The following is a 15,312-nucleotide window of genomic DNA, read 5'->3' on the forward strand; positions in this document are numbered from 1 at the left end:
TCCACGCTGCCGACGCGCATATCAACATACCCCCCGTCGTCCTCTCTTCGACCGCCCGTGCGGCTTCGGGCTTGCCATGGCGGGCGTTGCGGGCCATGAAGCGGCATGAGCGAAGATAACAAGATGAGCCATCGGCTCGACCAGCTTCTCCTGTCGCGCGGGCTCGTGGCCAGCCGGGCGCGGGCGCGTGATGCGGTGGAGCGCGGCACCGTGCGCGTCGATGGACGCGTGATCACCAAACCCAGCGCCAATGTGGCGGGAAACGCGACGATCGAGATCGACGATCCCGCGCAGGCCTATGTCTCGCGCGCGGCCTTGAAGCTGAAGGCGGGGCTGGCCCATTTCGGCCTGTCGCCCGAGGGGCTCTGTTGCCTCGACATCGGCGCCTCCACCGGCGGCTTTACCGAGGTGCTGCTGGAAGGCGGAGCCGAGCATGTCGTGGCCGTGGATGTCGGCCATGGGCAGATCCATCCGCGCATCGAGAACGACCGGCGCGTCACCAGCCATGAAGGGCTGAACGCCCGCGTGCTGGACGAGGAACATCTGGAGGGGCACCCGATCGAGGCGATCGTCTCCGACGTCTCCTTCATCTCGCTGAAGCTCGCCCTTCCCCCCGCGCTGGACATGGCCGAGCCCGGCGCCTTCTGCGTTCTCCTGGTCAAGCCGCAATTCGAGGCAGGGCGCGAGGCGATCAGCAAGGCCGGGCTCCTGAAGGAGCCGGAGACCGCGCCGGATGTGGCGGCCGAGCTGGAGCGCTGGCTGGTGGAGGAGATGGGCTGGGAAAGCCTGGGCCTGATCCCCTCGCCGATCGCCGGCGGCGATGGCAATGTGGAATTCCTTCTGGGCGGGCGCAAGCCGGCGGAGGAGACGGAATGAGCGTCAAGACCGTCACCATCGACAGCCTGGGCGCCAAGGGTGACGGCATTGCCGCCGGCCCCGGCGGCGCGCTGTTCGTGCCCTTCTCGCTCCCCGGCGAAACCGTCGGCGTGGCGGTGAACGGTACGGTCGGCACGCTGATGTCGATTGCCACGCCTTCGCCCGAGCGCCAGGCGCCGCCCTGCCGCCATTTCGGCCCCGAGGGGGTGAATGGCACCTGCGGCGGCTGCGTGCTGCAGCATGCGGAAGATAAGCTCTATCACGCCTTCAAGCGCCAGCTCGTCATCGACGCGCTCGCCGCCCGCGGCATCGAAACCGACGTGGCGCCGCTCGTCACCGCCGCCCCGGGCCAGCGCCGGCGCGTGGTGCTGACGGCGCGGCGCACGGAAAAGGCGCTGCTGCTCGGCTATAGTCAGATGGGCAGCCACCACATCGTCGATATCGTCGAATGTCCCATCGCCAGCCCCGGCATCGTCCGGCGGCTGGAGGCCATCCGCCAGATCGCGCTGGCGCTTGCCGCCAGTGCCGAGCCCTTCCGCATCACCGTTCTGGAGGCGGAAAACGGGCTGGATCTTTCGATCGACGGCCTGACCAAGCTCGATGACAGCAGACGGCGGCGCGCGGTGGAAGCGGTGCTGGGCCTGCGCGGCATTGCGCGCCTCTCGGTCGGCGGCGAGGTGATCGTCGAGCCGTCCAAGCCCGTCATTTCCTTCGGCACCATCCCCGTCACCCCGCCGCCCGGCGCCTTCACCCAGGCCACGCGCGAGGCGGAGGCGACCATGGCCGGGCTGGTGCTCGACGCCATCGGCAAGGCCAAGCGGGTGGCCGATCTCTTTTCCGGCGCCGGCACCTTCGCGCTGCGGATCGCCACGCGCGCCCGCGTCCATGCGGTGGAAAGCGAGGAGAAGGCGCTGAAGGCGCTGGACGCCGCCGCCCGCGCCACCCAGGGGCTCAAGCCCGTCACCGTGGAGCGGCGCGACCTCTTCCGCCGGCCGATGATGGTCTCCGAACTCAAGGCCTTCGACGCGCTCGTCTTCGACCCGCCCCGCGCCGGCGCCGAGACCCAGGCCGCCGAACTCGCCCGCTCTGCGGTCAAGACCGTCGTCGCCGTCTCCTGCAACCCCACCACGCTTGCCCGCGACCTCGCCACCCTGATCGCCGGCGGCTACCGGCTGAAAAGCGTGACGCCGATCGACCAGTTTCTCTGGTCGGCCCATGTGGAGGCGGTGGCGGTGCTGGAGAAATAGGGGCGGCGGATCGGGCCGGCCGGCCCTCTGCCCTGCCCGACCCGCCCGACGCCATCAGGCTGCACGCAGACATGTGTTGGCGTGCAGCCTGATCGCATGCCTCACAGAACGTCAGACGACGCCGCCGCTGACAGCGATGTCCTCGCCTGTCACCCACCGCGCATCGCTGGAAGCCAGGAAGGCGACGACGCCGGCAATGTCATCCGGCTGGCCGGCGCGGCCGAGCGGCGTCTGTGCGACCATGCCGGCTTCCATTTCCGAGCCGGCGATGCCGGCGGCATGCGTACCCTCGGTCACGACAAGGCCGGGGCTCACCGTGTTGACGCGGATCCCGCGCGGCCCGAGCTCATTGGCCAGAACGCCGGTGATCGCATTCACCGCACCCTTGGTCGCGCTATAGACCGCCGAATGCGCCGGGTGGATCCTGGTGACCACGGACGAGATGTTGATGACGCTGCCGCCTTCCTTGAGATGTTTGGACGCAGCCTTGGTGGCAAGCAGCACGCCCAGCACGTTGACGTCGAAGTGGCGGCGGTAATGCTCCTCGGTGATCTCATCGATCGCGGCAAAGGCATAGACGCCGGAATTGTTGACGAGAATGTCGAGCTGCCCGAATTCCTTCACCCCCGCCTCGATCAGAGCTTCGGCCTCGGCGGCCTTGGAGACATCCCCCTGAACCGCGATGGCGCTGCCGCCAGCCTCGGCAATGGCCGCGACGACCGCTTCGGCCCCGGCCGCACTCGTCGCATAATTCACCACGACCTTCGCGCCGTCCCCTGCCAGCGCCTTGGCGATCGCCGCGCCGATACCCTTCGATGCTCCGGTAACGACGGCGACCTTGCCTTCAAGTCTCGACATGTTTCTGAACCTTCGTGATGGGCCGGCGCCACGATGGCGCCTCAAGTCCCATAGTTCGGAAAATCGGAACTAGTGAACGCGAGTTCAAGATCCTATATAGGAAAATCATGAGACCTTTTTTTCACCCTTCTATTGAAGACCTGCGGCCGGAAGCGATCCTTCACGCGCTTTCCGATCCCGATCGCGCGGCGATCTTCGCCCGCATCGCCACGCAAGGCTGCGTCGGCTCGTGCTCGCGGCTGGCCGCCCTCGGCGAGCGCGTCATCCCCAAATCCTCCCTCTCGTCCCATTTCAAGGTCTTGCGCGAGGCGGGGCTGGTGCGCAGCGAGAGACAGGGCGTGGAAATGCGCAACTCTGCGCGCTGCGCGGAGATCGACCAGCGCTTTCCAGGCTTGCTGCCCGCGATCCTCAACGCCTATGCGATGAGCGGCGGGGGCGATGTAAAGCTGTGAGGATGGAGGGCGCGCGCATTCTGTTTTGCGCTGAGGCCGCCGAACTCGCCCGTGACCTCGCCACTTTGATCGCCAGCGGCTATCGGCTGAAAAGCGTAACGCGGATCGATCATTGTCTCTGGTCGGCGCATGTGAAGGCGGTTGAGCGGCCCCCAAACCTTAACTTAATTTTTTTAATTACTTTTAATAACAAACGCGAAGGTTATAATAACTTACAACAAAAAAACGTTCCGTGCGTCAATTTCAAACCTCTAAGAGCCTGTTGAACAACCGTGATCAACAGGACAGTTGAGAGCTAAATCAAGCTGAAAGTCCAACCGAACTAAAAATAACGTGTTTTTTTGTCCACGGAAGATGAAGCTTATAACCTAAAAAACAGGTTGTCAGGCAATGAATCACGATAAATCATTAGGCAGATGTGAGGGCATCTTACCGATAATCAGACGCTTGTTATCCTCGTCCCATGAATAGTAAATTCGAAACTGTTCAGAATTTTGCCTTGAGTTACCATATTTGAAATGATCATAGAGAACTCTCGTAATACCATTATATTGAACGGAATATTCCGGTTTTTCGGCAGCTTTTTCACGACGCGTAAAGCAACCCTCGTCCTCAACCCCTAAACTTGCTAAAGCATTTTCCGCGGCTTTTTTTCTGTCAAGCCCTCCTAGTAATTTAGAAGGTATCCAGAAGTCTCGGATCGCAATTAAAGTATCAGAAATTTTTGCCAACATATCTGGATGGCCATTTTTACTACTGTCCTTCAAAGCCTTTTGGTGAATATAGATATGCCGCCCAAGCACTTCTTCCGCCCAATCCTTCAAGTCTTCGTAATTTTCCAAGGGGCGACACTTATTATCATTCGCATCCGCTTCTCCATTTCGCTCGTTTAGGCCGCGAAGGCGATAGTTTTCGCGCTTTAATTGTGAAATTTCTTCTTGGAGTCTTTGCGTATCTTGCTGCGCAGCCTTCTCATTAGACGAAGCGATTCGTTCAAGACCTTCGGCAATTTCAAGTCGTTCTGCGAGGTCATCGAATTTATTCTGCAAAAATGCAATTTCAGACCGTAGACTCTCCGCCTCTAAACTAGGAGACCTGAGTGTATTTGTTTTCGAGACAGCATTGCGAAGCTGTCTTATATGCCAGAATCTAGTATCCCCATCATTATCCTGAAAACCAAGCGGTAAAATTCGCTCAGCAAGCTTGTTGATCAAAGCCGGCGTTAATCCAGATGCCGGGGGTAACCAGAGAGGATGTTGATAGGGATCCTCATCCTCCTCAACTAGACCCGGCATATAAATCCGAACAGCACCATTGAAGGTAGACATCCGCTTCCCAAGAATACGGGTCAGCTCCCAGCTTGTGTCGGGCCCGATGCTGTAAAGGTGAGTTGCTCCAGAAAGTCGCACGCCAAGTTGATTCAGGTTTAGCTGAGCATCTCCATTATAGGCAGTAGACACAACTACAACGGGCAGACGACGCCCGGCACGATAGATGAGCCTACTCAGGCTTGCTGCATCGTCTGGGGTTATTAGTTCGACGACGGAATCGGTAATCGTCTCTTGATCTGCTTCAGCAGATAAAGTTCGCAGCAAGTCATACACTAGCCGTGGACGACTTGGGCGAAAGTTTGGACTTCCAGTTGGGCGACGCACCATAAGCTGTGCACCGAATCGTACCGGTCCTCTGTTTGGACGCTCAACGAACAACTCCGTTGACCAAGTCTCGCCTGCGCCAGGATTGGAACCAGGCTCATCTATTCGAGCAGCCCAAATACTCCCGGAGCTGTCATCTAGACTAATAGCGTGACAAGGATGAAGTCCCTCAACTCCACGCGTATCAAAACTCACCAGAGAGCGAGCTTCGCTGGGGAGGACGCCGCCAGCTTTAGCAGAAAGCCACTCTACCGCAAATTTAGCAGACTTTGCAAATGCATCGGTGTCTGTGACTGAAAAACTGATCCTGCTAACAGGCACAATTTGGGTATTAACTTGCTGTAACGTTTTGACCTGAAGTCTGTCACCATCGGAAATACTGCGCATTCCTATGCCTTCCTCCCAACCACAACGCATATCAGTCCATAACCAATCCCTTTATAAAGCAATTACGTAATTTAAAAAATTCAATAACGAATACTCTAAAATAAAACTATCGCCAATGATTGACAAAAACTCATAGGATAGCGTGCCTGTGTCAATATAATTATATCATTTTACACTTGTAATTGGGAACGGCTGCACCTTGTCGCTTGGGCACAAGATCTTACCCCTCAAATCACCCCCCACTCCCGCGCCAGCCGCCGCGTGGAGGAAATCCCGGCGTCCAGCATGAAGGGTCCCGTCTTCTCCCCGCCGCGCGTGGGCTTCAAGGGCACGCCGTGGTCGAAATCGGCGAGCAGGATCAGTTCGACGGCGATGCGGCCGTCATGGCCCGGATAGGCCAGGCGGCGGTGGGATTCGATGCGGGTTTCGCGGGGCTTGGTGTCGGTGAGGCCGTGGACGTCGAGCCATTGGGCGACGAGGGCGTCGGCATTGCTCGGATGGACCGTGCGGTCGGCAAGGCCCTGCCAGATCGAGATGCGGGGATAGCGGACGGGCGCCGGCGCGGCCTCGCGCACGAGATCGCCCCATTCGCGGGCCGTGCGCTCCGGCGCGTGCTCCATGGCATAGAAGGCGCGGTGGGCGTCGCGTGCGGCGCCGTGCGCCAGGCCGGCGATGATGCCGGCGGCCTGAAACAGTTCGGGATAGGCTGACAGCATCGACGCGGTCATCGCGCCGCCGGCCGAAAGGCCCGTGATGAAGATGCGCGCGGGATCGATCGCCAGATCCTGCTCCAGACGGGAGATCATCTGGCGGATCGACATGACCTCGCCCCGGTCGCGCGTGATATTGGAGGGGCGGAACCAGTTGAAACAGAGATTGGGATTGTTGCCGCCCTGCTGCTCGGCATAGAGCACGGCGAAGCCGTGATCGCGCGCCAGCCGCGACCAGCCGGAACACTGGTCATACAGCGTGGCATCCTGCTGGCAGCCATGCAGCACCACCACCAGCGGCGCGCCGGGCTTCAGGCTCTCCGGCGCGTAATGCAGCATCTTCAGCCAGCCGGGATTGCTGCCGAAATCGGTGGTTTCAACGAGGCTTGTCGGCTTGGGGGCGAGAACCTCCGGCGGAAGATCGGGATGAAGACTGTCAAGCATACGGGATGAAATTCTCAGATTGCGCGCGATCCCATCTTGCCAGCGGCGGCGCTGGCGCGAGAGGTCGGCAAAGGATTTGCGGAGGATGGAAAGAGGACGCATGATTCGGCGGGGACCTTCATCGGATGACATTCGGCATGCACCTCCCCGACAGCCCGTTCAACACTTGCCGTTAGCGGGCCGAAAAGGACGATTTCCAGAACCGGGCGCAGCGTACTGAACGGCGGCGCGCACCGGAAGCATGGAAATGGCCCTTTGCAGTCGATCAACGGCGATGATCGGACAGGCTGTGAAGCTCCTATATGGTGCTCGATCATGTCGCGGGCAAGGCGGCGGTGCCCCCATGGTCTCCTGCCGGACCCGCGCGCGCAAGCGGGGAACGGCGCCTGAGCACGCGCAGCCCAGGCTCAGCGTTGCAAAAAAGCAGCAATCGCGGCCGCCGCCTCGCGGCTGCGCAGGCGCCGGGCGAATTCGACGGCCTCGGCCTCTATCCGCGCGATCAGCACGGCGGGATCGCCGCGCAGCAGCCGGCGCGCCGCCATCAGCGCTTCCGGCGGCTTGGCAGCGATGCGCGCGGCAGCGGACAGAACGGCGGCCTCCAGCGCTTCCGGCTCGGCCAGCGCCGCGACGAGGCCGGCCTCGAGCGCCTGCGCCCCGCTCATCGGCTCGCCGAGCGCCAGAAGCGAAAAGGCCCGCTGCGGGCCGAGCAGCATCGGCCCGAGCAGGCTTGAGCCGCCTTCCGGCACCAGGCCGAGATCGACGAAGGGCGTGCGAAACAGCGCGCGCGGGGTGGCGATCGTCAGGTCGCAATGCAGATGGAGCGTCGTGCCGATGCCGATCGCCAGCCCGTCGACGCCCGACACCAGCGGCTTGCGCCCGCCCGCCAGCGTTTTCAGGAAGCCCACAACCTCCGCGCCAAAATTGCCGCCGGCGGCGGCTTCGGCAAAATCGCCCATGTCGTTGCCGGCAGAGAAGCAGCCGGGCTGACCGAGAAACACCGTAACCCTCAGGTCGTCATCGGCCTCGGCCGCCTGCAGCGCCTCGCTCATGCTGGCATACATGGCCCGCGTCAGCGCATTCTTCTTCTCCGGCCGGCAGAGGCGGATCACCTGCACGCCGGGATGCGTCCCCGGCCGCTCCACCGAAACCGCAACGCCGGCCGACCCTGCTTCACGCTCTTCGCTCATGCCGTCTCCATCCTCTTCCCAAATCGCCATCCCGCGCTGCCCCTCTCGCAGAAGCGTACCGTCGTCCCCGCACAGACATGAGCGCAGGCACACGGCAACGCCGCCCACCGGGCAGAGTAGCCGCGCACGCCTCCATGCCAGCAGAGTAATCATTTTTACGTAGACGTAAACGTCAATTTTCGCGCTGCACAGGACAAAGCGCACGGGCCGCGCATTTCCGTTGCATAATCATCATGGACCGCGCTTATGGGAACAGCAGCCTGTGATCGAAAGCCTTGCCGCATGAATCTCGTTTCCTCCGAAATTCCGGGCCTTGTCTGGGCCTATCATTTTCTTCCCGGCGAGAGCCGCTGCCGGCGCATTCCGGCCGACAGCCCGGTTTCCGCGCTAAAGCCTGACGAGGGCTGGGTCTGGGTGCATCTGGCGCTCAGCGATGCGCGCACGCCGGCGCTTCTGGAGCGGATCTGCGATCTGCCGGCCGGTGCGCTGGCCACGCTCGGCAGCCACGACACGCAGGCCGCCATCGCCATCGAGGACGATGTGGTCCACGGCACGCTGGTCGATTTCGAGCGCACCTTCGACACCGAGACCAAAACCATCGCCTGGCTGCATTTCGCCGTGGCCGAGAAGATCATCGTCACCACGCGGCTGCATCCGCTGCGCTCGATCGACCGGGTCAAGGCGGCGATCGAGAAGAACCCGCGCTGCGCTAAGCCGATCCACCTGTTCGAGATGATGGTGGTGGAATTCCAGCGCACGCTGATCGGCCTGGTGCTGGAACTGACCGAGGATCTCAACGTGATCGAGGACGCGGTCTATGGCGAGGCCGGTCATAATGAGCAACCACGCCTGGCCCCCCTGCGCCGCACCGCCGTGCGCCTGCACCGTCACCTGCGCACGCTGCTGGCGCTCCTGCGCCGGGCGGCGACCTCGGAGGAGGACGAGGTGCCCGAGGGTTTCATCGACGTGGCAGAACGCCTCTCCGACCGGCTGGAATCGGTCGACCGCGATGTCTTCGCCCTGCAGGAGCGCGCCCGCCTCCTGCATGAGGAGATCGACAGCAAGCTCTCCTCGGAGACCAACCGCCACCTCTACATCCTCTCGCTGCTCACCGCCTTCCTGCTGCCCCCTACCCTCGTTACCGGCTTTTTCGGCATGAACACCAGCGACATGCCGCTCGCCGGTACGCTCCATCACGGCACCTCCGCCGCTGCCTTCTTCATCATCCTGTCGATGGTGGTGGCCTGGATCATCCTGAGGCGCGTGGGCATTCTGTAAGGCACAACCCGGGCGAAGCCTTGAGCGAGCATGGCGTTCGCTCGCACAGGAAAAAGCCACCCGTGCCTGGAGCGCGGATGGCTGAAGTCTTCGTCAAAAGCCCAAGCTGCAGAGCCGGGCGTCGCCGACCCTGCTTACGGGGAGACGCACTGACGGCGCGGGCCGTTGTTGGGCTGGTAGGTGTTGTCGGAGGCGCGGTAGGAGCGATAGCGGTTCATGCACCATTGCACATGGCTGTTGCCATAGGCGGCGCGCGGCGCGGCCGTGGCACCGCCGATGATGGCGCCGGTGGCGAAGGCCGCCAGCGGGAACCACAGGCCATTGTGATAGCGATAGCCCGGACGGCGTTCGCGATAGCCACGATGGCCGTTGTAATAATAACCATTACCGCGGCGATAGCCGTCGGCGCGGCGATCCCAGCCGCGATGATGGCGGCGCCAGTCGCGGTCACGGCGCCAGTCTTCGCGATACTGCACCAGATCCACCGGCGCGGTGGCGGCAGCCGGCGCGGGCGTTGGCACCGGGGTGAAAGCGAAGGACGGCTGGAACGAGGTTGCCACGAACAGGGCCGACAGGGCCAGCGGCAGGATCTTCATCTTGAAAACACCCATGGTGCTCCTCCTTTGTCTTTTTGATCTTCGACCGCCATCCGCGCCTGCATAATTTTCCCCCGGCATCGCCATCGATATCGGGGGAAAATTATGCAGCCTGTTGTCGATCCCTCCGAATGCCAAACCGTCTGTTCGGGTCCGGATGCCTCGGGATCACGCGGGCGCTGTCGAGCTTTGTAACGTCGCCGCCGCCTCCTTGTTCCGCGTCTCGCCGCGATGCATCGCACGGCAGCGGCCAAGAGGTGCTTTGCGTTAAGCATCGGTTAACCATGCAGGCGCAGGCTGTGATGCCATGATCAACCCTGTGTCCCGCCTCACGCCCGTCCTTCGCCTCGCGCGCGTCGCGCTCGCGCTGCTGGTGGCTGCGTCGGCGGCCGAGGCGGGAGGCGCGCGAGGCGAGACCATGCCCTGGCGCAAGGATACGCGGGCGCTTGTCATCGACGCCTACGAGCTGAACCTGATCGACTGGGAGGCGATGACGTCCGATCGCCGCATCGCCGGCTTCATCTCCAAGGCCTCGGACGGCCTGCCGGAGGTGTTCGACTGTTCGGGCGCGCATAAGGGCGACAGCACCAATCACTGCCGCACCATGTGGCGCAAATATGCCGTCAGCCGCGAACTGTTCCAGACGCGCCGGCTGGTGGCGCGGGCCAAGGGCCTGCTCTGGGGGGCCTATCACCTGGGCCGGCCGGGCAATCCGGTGGAGCAGGCCAATCATTTTCTCGATTATGCCCAGCCACGGGCGGACGAGGCCATGGTGCTCGACATCGAAGGGCTGGATCCTGCGCAGTTCATGTCGCCAGAGGATGCCGGCCTGTTCGCCGCCCATATCAAGGCGCGCACCGGGCGCTATCCAGTGCTCTATACCAACCACGCCACCGCCCGCTTCATCGCAGAGAACCGCGCGCGCTATCCGATCCTGTCGCGCCTGCCGCTGTGGTATGCGCGCTATCGCCCATCGACCGGCGAGGCCTTTCCCATGGGCAACTGGGACCGCTACTGGCTCTGGCAGTTTTCGGCCGACGCCAATTGCGGCCGCCGCCGCTGCCCCTATCGCGTGCCGGGAACGCTGAGCGATATCGACGTGAATGTCGCGCCCGCTGACCGCAAGGCTTTGAGCGCGGCCTGGGCCAAGGGCGAGCTGGTTCCGGAAAAGCCGCTGCCGCCGCGCCCCGCCCCGCAGCCTCTGCTGCTGATGGTCAGCGCCCGCGCGGCCGTGGGCAGCGGTGCCGGGCTGGCAATGGACATGACGGTCACAGGCGCACTGCCTTCGCCTGTGCTGGAAGCGGCGGATGTGTCACGACATTAATATAGATACAATGGAATCTTACAGAAAAATTACTGAAAAATTGAAATAGTTTTAAGTATGTAATCTTTGAAATTAAGCATGTCCCAAGAGGGTTTTCGAACATCATTGAGTCAAAACCCCATTCATGCGAAGACCCATTTCAGCAGAGCCGCCGTTTTTCATCATGTTTTTTCCATGGCGCGCCGCTTTCGCAGGAGCGACAATGACCACGCGCGAGATTGTGATTTCGACAACGACCACTGGCACAATGCAGGTGGCCGATGCCGATACGCTGATCACACTGGCCCGCACCGCACTTCTGACCACGGCGGCGGAAGGCTTCGTGGTCTCGGGCGATGCCACCAACCGGTCGATCGCGGTCGAGGGGGAAATCTCGGCGGGGGCGGCCGGCATCGTCTTCGGTTCCTCTCCGTTCGATCTCGACGGCACGATCCGCATCGGCTCGGCCGGTTTCATCCAGGCGGCCCGCGCCGGCATTCTCGCCATTGCCGACGGCACGGAAATCAATCAGGGCGGGACAATCCAGTCCAAGCTTGCTGGTGTGGCCGCCAGCGGCCTGGCGACGCAGTTTTCCAACAGCGGCACCATCACCTCCTCGCTCGATGCGGCCGTCGACATCACTGGCCTTTCCAGCACGGTGACCAACAATGGCCGCCTGGCCGGCTTCCTGGACGGCCTGAGGATCAGCGGCGACCGCTCCATCGTGACCAATAATGGCTCGATCGGCTCGACCAAGGCAGCCGGCATCGTCAGCTCCGGGGCAGACACGACCGTCACCAACAATGGAACGATCGGGGTGCAGGGCCACGGCATGCTGATCAGAGGCGCCGGCGAGATCATCACCAACAACGGCAAGGTCGGCGCTGGCGGCAGCGCCATCATCGTCAGCGGCGCGGATGTCATCGTCACCAACAGCGGCAGCCTCAATGCCGGCGCAGACGGCATTCTCGTGACCGGCGCACGCGCCATCGTCACCAACAACAAGGCGATCGAAGTGGGGGGCGATGCCCTGCGCATCCGCGCCGACGACGTGGTTGTCAACAACACCGGCACCGTCAAGGGCATGAGCGGGCTGGAAGTGGTGGGCGCCAATGTCAAGGCGGCCAATAGCGGCACGATCACCGGCTGGAAGGCCGGCCTCGGCGCCGTCGATTTCACCCAGGCCGGTAATGCCAGCTTCACCAATGACGGCACCGTGACGGCCCTGGCCAAGCTGGCCTTCAAGGGCGGCAACGGCGTGCAGATGCTGGTCAATCGCGGGCTGATCAACGGCGATGTCGATCTGGGCGGCGGCAATGACTATTTCGACGGCACCGGCGGCACGGTGAAGGGCAAGATCGCCGGCGGCACCGGCAATGACACCTATGTCATCAGCGATGCCAAGGCGCTGATCGTCGAGGGTAAGAACGCAGGGACCGATACGGTGCGCGCCAGCGTCAGCTATACGCTGGGCGACAATTTCGAGAACCTGACGCTGACGGGCGGCAACGCCCTTTCGGGCACCGGCAACAGCCTTGCCAACCAGCTCCACGGCAATGAGGCGGCCAATACGCTGAAGGGCATGGGCGGCAACGACCTGATCTGGGGGCACGGCGGCAACGACATCCTGACCGGCGGCGCCGGTATCGACACCTTCTTCTTCGCGACAGGCGACGGCCGCGACACCATCACCGACTTCAAGGCCACCGGCAGGGAACACGACGTTCTGGACCTGAAGGGACTGGCGAGCATCACCAGCTTTTCCGACCTGGTGGCCAACCATATGACACAGACCGGCAAGGACGTTCTGATCGACGGGCTGGAGGGCGACAGCATCCTGCTGAAAAATGTGAAGCTGGCACAGCTGGACAAGAGCGACTTTCATTTCTAGATGGCGTCCCGGCGGATAACGTCGCCGCAGCGTCAGCTGGCGCCCCTGCGCCGGATCCTGTAAAAAATTGCGGAAAAGGCCGTGAACCTGTGCGAAACAGGTTGATTCGTTCCCGGGCGACTTTATGGATGGGTCGCATCTTTCTAAGGCAAGTCGCAGGGCCGATGGCCTAAGCTCAAGGCCAGAACACGGGCAATGCGCCCAAAATTGTGTCAATAGCCAAGCTTCGCGAGGCCATTTCCAATCGGCCTGGACGGTGCCCTTGCAACCGGTTTCAGCGGCGGCCATGTAACGGTCACGCCTGCACATCAAGGGCTTGTCGCACCATGCCAGGCCCCAAGATTGAGCCGGTGGACGGTTCCGCAACCCTGACAGGCCTTTCGCCGGCGCATGGCTCGCTTGCGTTAAATGTCTATTTCCTTATATTCTCCTCATGACCTTGCAGGCCGCGATTGGCCATGCATTGAGGGGACGATCTTGCGGCTGCGGATAAAGCTGGAAATCTTGGTATGGCTTGTCTTGGTCCTTGGACTGAGCCTAATCACCATCGTGTTCGACCTGCATCGCCTCATGGACGATTATCTGGAGACAGGCGGCCATTCCTATCTGCAGGATCTGTTCATCGCCTTGAACATGACCGGCATTATCGGCCTCATCTATTCGGCCCTCCGGATCCGCGACCTGAACGCGGAAATCGACCGGCGCATCACCGCCGAGGACCGCGCGGAATGGATCGCATGCCACGATCCCCTGACCAACCTTCCTAACCGGCGCGCTCTGGATGCCAAGGGCGGCGCTATCGGCCTGGCGCATGCGCAAGGCATGGGGCTTGTGGTCTACAGCATCGATCTCGACGGCTTCAAACGCGCCAATGATCTCTGGGGCCATGACTTCGGCGATCTCGTGCTGAAGACGGTCGCGCAGCGCCTGCTCGATATCTTCCCGGATGACCATGTGCTGCGGCTGGGCGGAGACGAATTCCTGATCGTCGCCAAGCGGGCCGGGTGCCTCGATCTCGACGCCACGGGTCGGACGATCCTGCAGCGCATCGGCGAACCCGTGCGCATCGGCCATAGAAGCGCGGATATCGGCGCGAGCGTCGGCTATGCGCTTTATCCCGAGGATAGCACGGACCTTCTGACCGTGATCCAGGGCGCGGACAATGCCATGTACGAGGCGAAGCGGCGCGGCCGTAACACGGTCACGCCGTTCCAGGCGGAGATCCGCGCGGTGACGCTTAGGCGCGCGCGCATGGAGGGCGAGCTGCGCGCGGCGATCCGCATGCACCGGATCGTTCCCTATTACCAGCCGCTGGTGGACCTCAAGACCGGGGCCATCATCGGCTTCGAGGCCCTGGCACGCTGGGAAATCACGCCCGGCCAGTTCATCGCCGCCAATGAATTCATTGCCCTGGCGGAGGAAACCGGCCAGATCGCCGAATTGACCGACAGCCTGTTCCGCCAGGCCTGCCGCAACGCGCTGACCTGGCCTGCGGGCACCGTCCTGTCCTTCAACATCTCCGCCATCCAGCTCAGCGACCGGCTGCTTGGTCTGCGCATCCTGACCATGCTGGCGGAAACCGGCCTGCCACCGACGCGGCTCGAACTGGAAGTGACGGAAACCGCGCTGGTCCAGGACCCGCAGACGGCGCGACTGATCCTGGAACAATTCGTCGGCGCGGGCATCAGCATCGCGCTCGATGATTTTGGCACGGGCCATTCCAGCCTGTCGCAGCTCTCCACCTACCGTTTCGACAAGATCAAGATCGACCGCAGCTTCATCAGCACCTTCGAGCATTCGGAAAAGCAGGACAAGCTGGTGCGCGCCATCATCGCGCTCGGCGCCGGGCTCGGCGTGAAGGTGACGGCCGAAGGCATCGAGACCGAAAGCCAGATGGCAAAGCTCAGCGCGCTCGGCTGCGACATCGGTCAAGGCTACTTGCTGGGTCGGCCGGCTCCCCTGCCCGCGAGCGGCCAGGGCGTCGTGAACCACTATGCCGCATCGGCAGGCGCCAGCGCCCTCTCTGCCTGACAGGCACCGGGCTGCGGTTGTCCACCCGTCGACCATTCGGCTTTCGCATTGGTCCGCGCATGGCAGCTTGCCAAGGCACGCAACAATCTCTCCGATTCCACAGTAGACGACAGAATGATTTGCGGCTCTGGCTAGCCCTCCTCATCCGACCCTTCGGGCCACCTTCTCCCCGCTGGGGAGAAGAGACGTGCGGCGCCGCTTCGCCCCACCTTCACCCAGAAGAGAATGTGGTTTATGCATTTTTTCCAGCCTGTTGGATGGAGCGCCGTGCTATCGGCTGGGTCTCTTCTCCCCAGCGGGGGTCCGAAGGACGGGACGAGACCCGTGGCTCGTCCCCGGTCGGATGCCGGTAGGCAGACGAGGGGGCCGACGCAGCGCGCGAACCTTCGTGTCGTGT

The 15,312-nt window shown here is 62.4% G+C and carries 13 protein-coding genes; 8 read left to right on the plus strand and 5 right to left on the minus strand.

The window, feature by feature from the left end:
- The first annotated feature begins 105 nt into the window (after positions 1–105).
- Positions 106–876 (plus strand): TlyA family RNA methyltransferase, encoded by a 771-nt coding sequence (locus BJF92_RS15540; RefSeq protein WP_075635669.1) that lies wholly within the window; start codon positions 106–108, stop codon positions 874–876.
- Positions 873–2,123: a class I SAM-dependent RNA methyltransferase gene (locus tag BJF92_RS15545; protein WP_075635670.1), complete on the plus strand. Its 1,251-nt coding sequence runs from the start codon at positions 873–875 to the stop codon at positions 2,121–2,123. The genes BJF92_RS15540 and BJF92_RS15545 overlap by 4 nt, the downstream gene beginning before the upstream one ends.
- A gap of 111 nt (positions 2,124–2,234) precedes the next feature.
- Here the strand turns inward: BJF92_RS15545 and BJF92_RS15550 are convergent, their stop codons facing one another.
- Complete coding sequence (locus BJF92_RS15550; protein ID WP_075635671.1) at positions 2,235–2,981, minus strand: glucose 1-dehydrogenase; 747 nt, start codon at positions 2,979–2,981, stop codon at positions 2,235–2,237.
- Positions 2,982–3,088: 107 nt separating this feature from the next.
- On the opposite strand from BJF92_RS15550, the gene BJF92_RS15555 reads away from it, so the two are divergent.
- Positions 3,089–3,433: an ArsR/SmtB family transcription factor gene (locus tag BJF92_RS15555; RefSeq protein WP_075635672.1), complete on the plus strand. Its 345-nt coding sequence runs from the start codon at positions 3,089–3,091 to the stop codon at positions 3,431–3,433.
- Between the two features lie 2 nt (positions 3,434–3,435).
- A complete protein-coding gene (locus BJF92_RS25225) occupies positions 3,436–3,699 on the plus strand; it encodes a hypothetical protein (RefSeq protein ID WP_143524055.1) in 264 nt (87 codons plus the stop codon).
- Positions 3,700–3,828: 129 nt separating this feature from the next.
- On the opposite strand, the gene BJF92_RS25230 is transcribed toward BJF92_RS25225, so the two are convergent.
- The 3 genes from BJF92_RS25230 to BJF92_RS15565 all read right to left on the minus strand — a co-directional run bounded on the left by BJF92_RS25230 (position 3,829) and on the right by BJF92_RS15565 (position 7,816).
- Positions 3,829–5,475, minus strand: coding sequence for a hypothetical protein (locus BJF92_RS25230; RefSeq protein WP_143524056.1), 1,647 nt, complete (start codon positions 5,473–5,475; stop codon positions 3,829–3,831).
- A 227-nt stretch (positions 5,476–5,702) separates the two neighbouring features.
- Complete coding sequence (locus tag BJF92_RS15560) at positions 5,703–6,629, minus strand: extracellular catalytic domain type 1 short-chain-length polyhydroxyalkanoate depolymerase (RefSeq protein WP_245294780.1); 927 nt, start codon at positions 6,627–6,629, stop codon at positions 5,703–5,705.
- Between the two features lie 407 nt (positions 6,630–7,036).
- A complete protein-coding gene (locus BJF92_RS15565) occupies positions 7,037–7,816 on the minus strand; it encodes a crotonase/enoyl-CoA hydratase family protein (protein ID WP_075635674.1) in 780 nt (259 codons plus the stop codon).
- Between the two features lie 282 nt (positions 7,817–8,098).
- Here BJF92_RS15565 and BJF92_RS15570 point away from each other — a divergent pair, with 282 nt between their 5' ends.
- Complete coding sequence (locus BJF92_RS15570) at positions 8,099–9,094, plus strand: transporter (RefSeq protein ID WP_075635675.1); 996 nt, start codon at positions 8,099–8,101, stop codon at positions 9,092–9,094.
- A 134-nt stretch (positions 9,095–9,228) separates the two neighbouring features.
- On the opposite strand, the gene BJF92_RS15575 is transcribed toward BJF92_RS15570, so the two are convergent.
- Positions 9,229–9,705: a BA14K family protein gene (locus tag BJF92_RS15575; protein ID WP_245294781.1), complete on the minus strand. Its 477-nt coding sequence runs from the start codon at positions 9,703–9,705 to the stop codon at positions 9,229–9,231.
- 292 nt (positions 9,706–9,997) lie between these two features.
- Here BJF92_RS15575 and BJF92_RS15580 point away from each other — a divergent pair, with 292 nt between their 5' ends.
- The 3 genes from BJF92_RS15580 (at position 9,998) to BJF92_RS15590 (ending at position 14,915) form a co-directional block, all read left to right on the plus strand.
- Positions 9,998–11,014, plus strand: coding sequence for a glycoside hydrolase family 25 protein (locus BJF92_RS15580; RefSeq protein WP_075635676.1), 1,017 nt, complete (start codon positions 9,998–10,000; stop codon positions 11,012–11,014).
- Between the two features lie 202 nt (positions 11,015–11,216).
- The gene (locus tag BJF92_RS25615) at positions 11,217–12,884 is read left to right on the plus strand and encodes a calcium-binding protein (RefSeq protein WP_075635677.1); all 1,668 of its coding nucleotides are present in this window, start codon (positions 11,217–11,219) and stop codon (positions 12,882–12,884) included.
- 570 nt (positions 12,885–13,454) lie between these two features.
- Positions 13,455–14,915 carry a putative bifunctional diguanylate cyclase/phosphodiesterase gene (locus BJF92_RS15590; RefSeq protein ID WP_245294782.1) on the plus strand — a complete coding sequence of 487 codons (1,461 nt, stop codon included), beginning with the start codon at positions 13,455–13,457 and terminating at the stop codon, positions 14,913–14,915.
- Positions 14,916–15,312 lie beyond the last annotated feature (397 nt).

The organism is Xaviernesmea rhizosphaerae (assembly GCF_001938945.1).
GTDB lineage: Bacteria > Pseudomonadota > Alphaproteobacteria > Rhizobiales > Rhizobiaceae > Xaviernesmea > Xaviernesmea rhizosphaerae.

Bases quoted from the DNA above. Each gene is read 5' to 3' on its own strand.
- BJF92_RS15540 (WP_075635669.1), top strand. From the start codon at position 106: ATGAGCGAAGATAACAAGATGAGCCATCGGCTCGACCAGCTTCTCCTG.
- BJF92_RS15545 (WP_075635670.1), top strand. From the start codon at position 873: ATGAGCGTCAAGACCGTCACCATCGACAGCCTGGGCGCCAAGGGTGAC.
- BJF92_RS15550 (WP_075635671.1), bottom strand. From the start codon at position 2,981: ATGTCGAGACTTGAAGGCAAGGTCGCCGTCGTTACCGGAGCATCGAAG.
- BJF92_RS15555 (WP_075635672.1), top strand. From the start codon at position 3,089: ATGAGACCTTTTTTTCACCCTTCTATTGAAGACCTGCGGCCGGAAGCG.
- BJF92_RS25225 (WP_143524055.1), top strand. From the start codon at position 3,436: ATGGAGGGCGCGCGCATTCTGTTTTGCGCTGAGGCCGCCGAACTCGCC.
- BJF92_RS25230 (WP_143524056.1), bottom strand. From the start codon at position 5,475: ATGCGCAGTATTTCCGATGGTGACAGACTTCAGGTCAAAACGTTACAG.
- BJF92_RS15560 (WP_245294780.1), bottom strand. From the start codon at position 6,629: ATGCTTGACAGTCTTCATCCCGATCTTCCGCCGGAGGTTCTCGCCCCC.
- BJF92_RS15565 (WP_075635674.1), bottom strand. From the start codon at position 7,816: ATGAGCGAAGAGCGTGAAGCAGGGTCGGCCGGCGTTGCGGTTTCGGTG.
- BJF92_RS15570 (WP_075635675.1), top strand. From the start codon at position 8,099: ATGAATCTCGTTTCCTCCGAAATTCCGGGCCTTGTCTGGGCCTATCAT.
- BJF92_RS15575 (WP_245294781.1), bottom strand. From the start codon at position 9,705: ATGGGTGTTTTCAAGATGAAGATCCTGCCGCTGGCCCTGTCGGCCCTG.
- BJF92_RS15580 (WP_075635676.1), top strand. From the start codon at position 9,998: ATGATCAACCCTGTGTCCCGCCTCACGCCCGTCCTTCGCCTCGCGCGC.
- BJF92_RS25615 (WP_075635677.1), top strand. From the start codon at position 11,217: ATGACCACGCGCGAGATTGTGATTTCGACAACGACCACTGGCACAATG.
- BJF92_RS15590 (WP_245294782.1), top strand. From the start codon at position 13,455: ATGGACGATTATCTGGAGACAGGCGGCCATTCCTATCTGCAGGATCTG.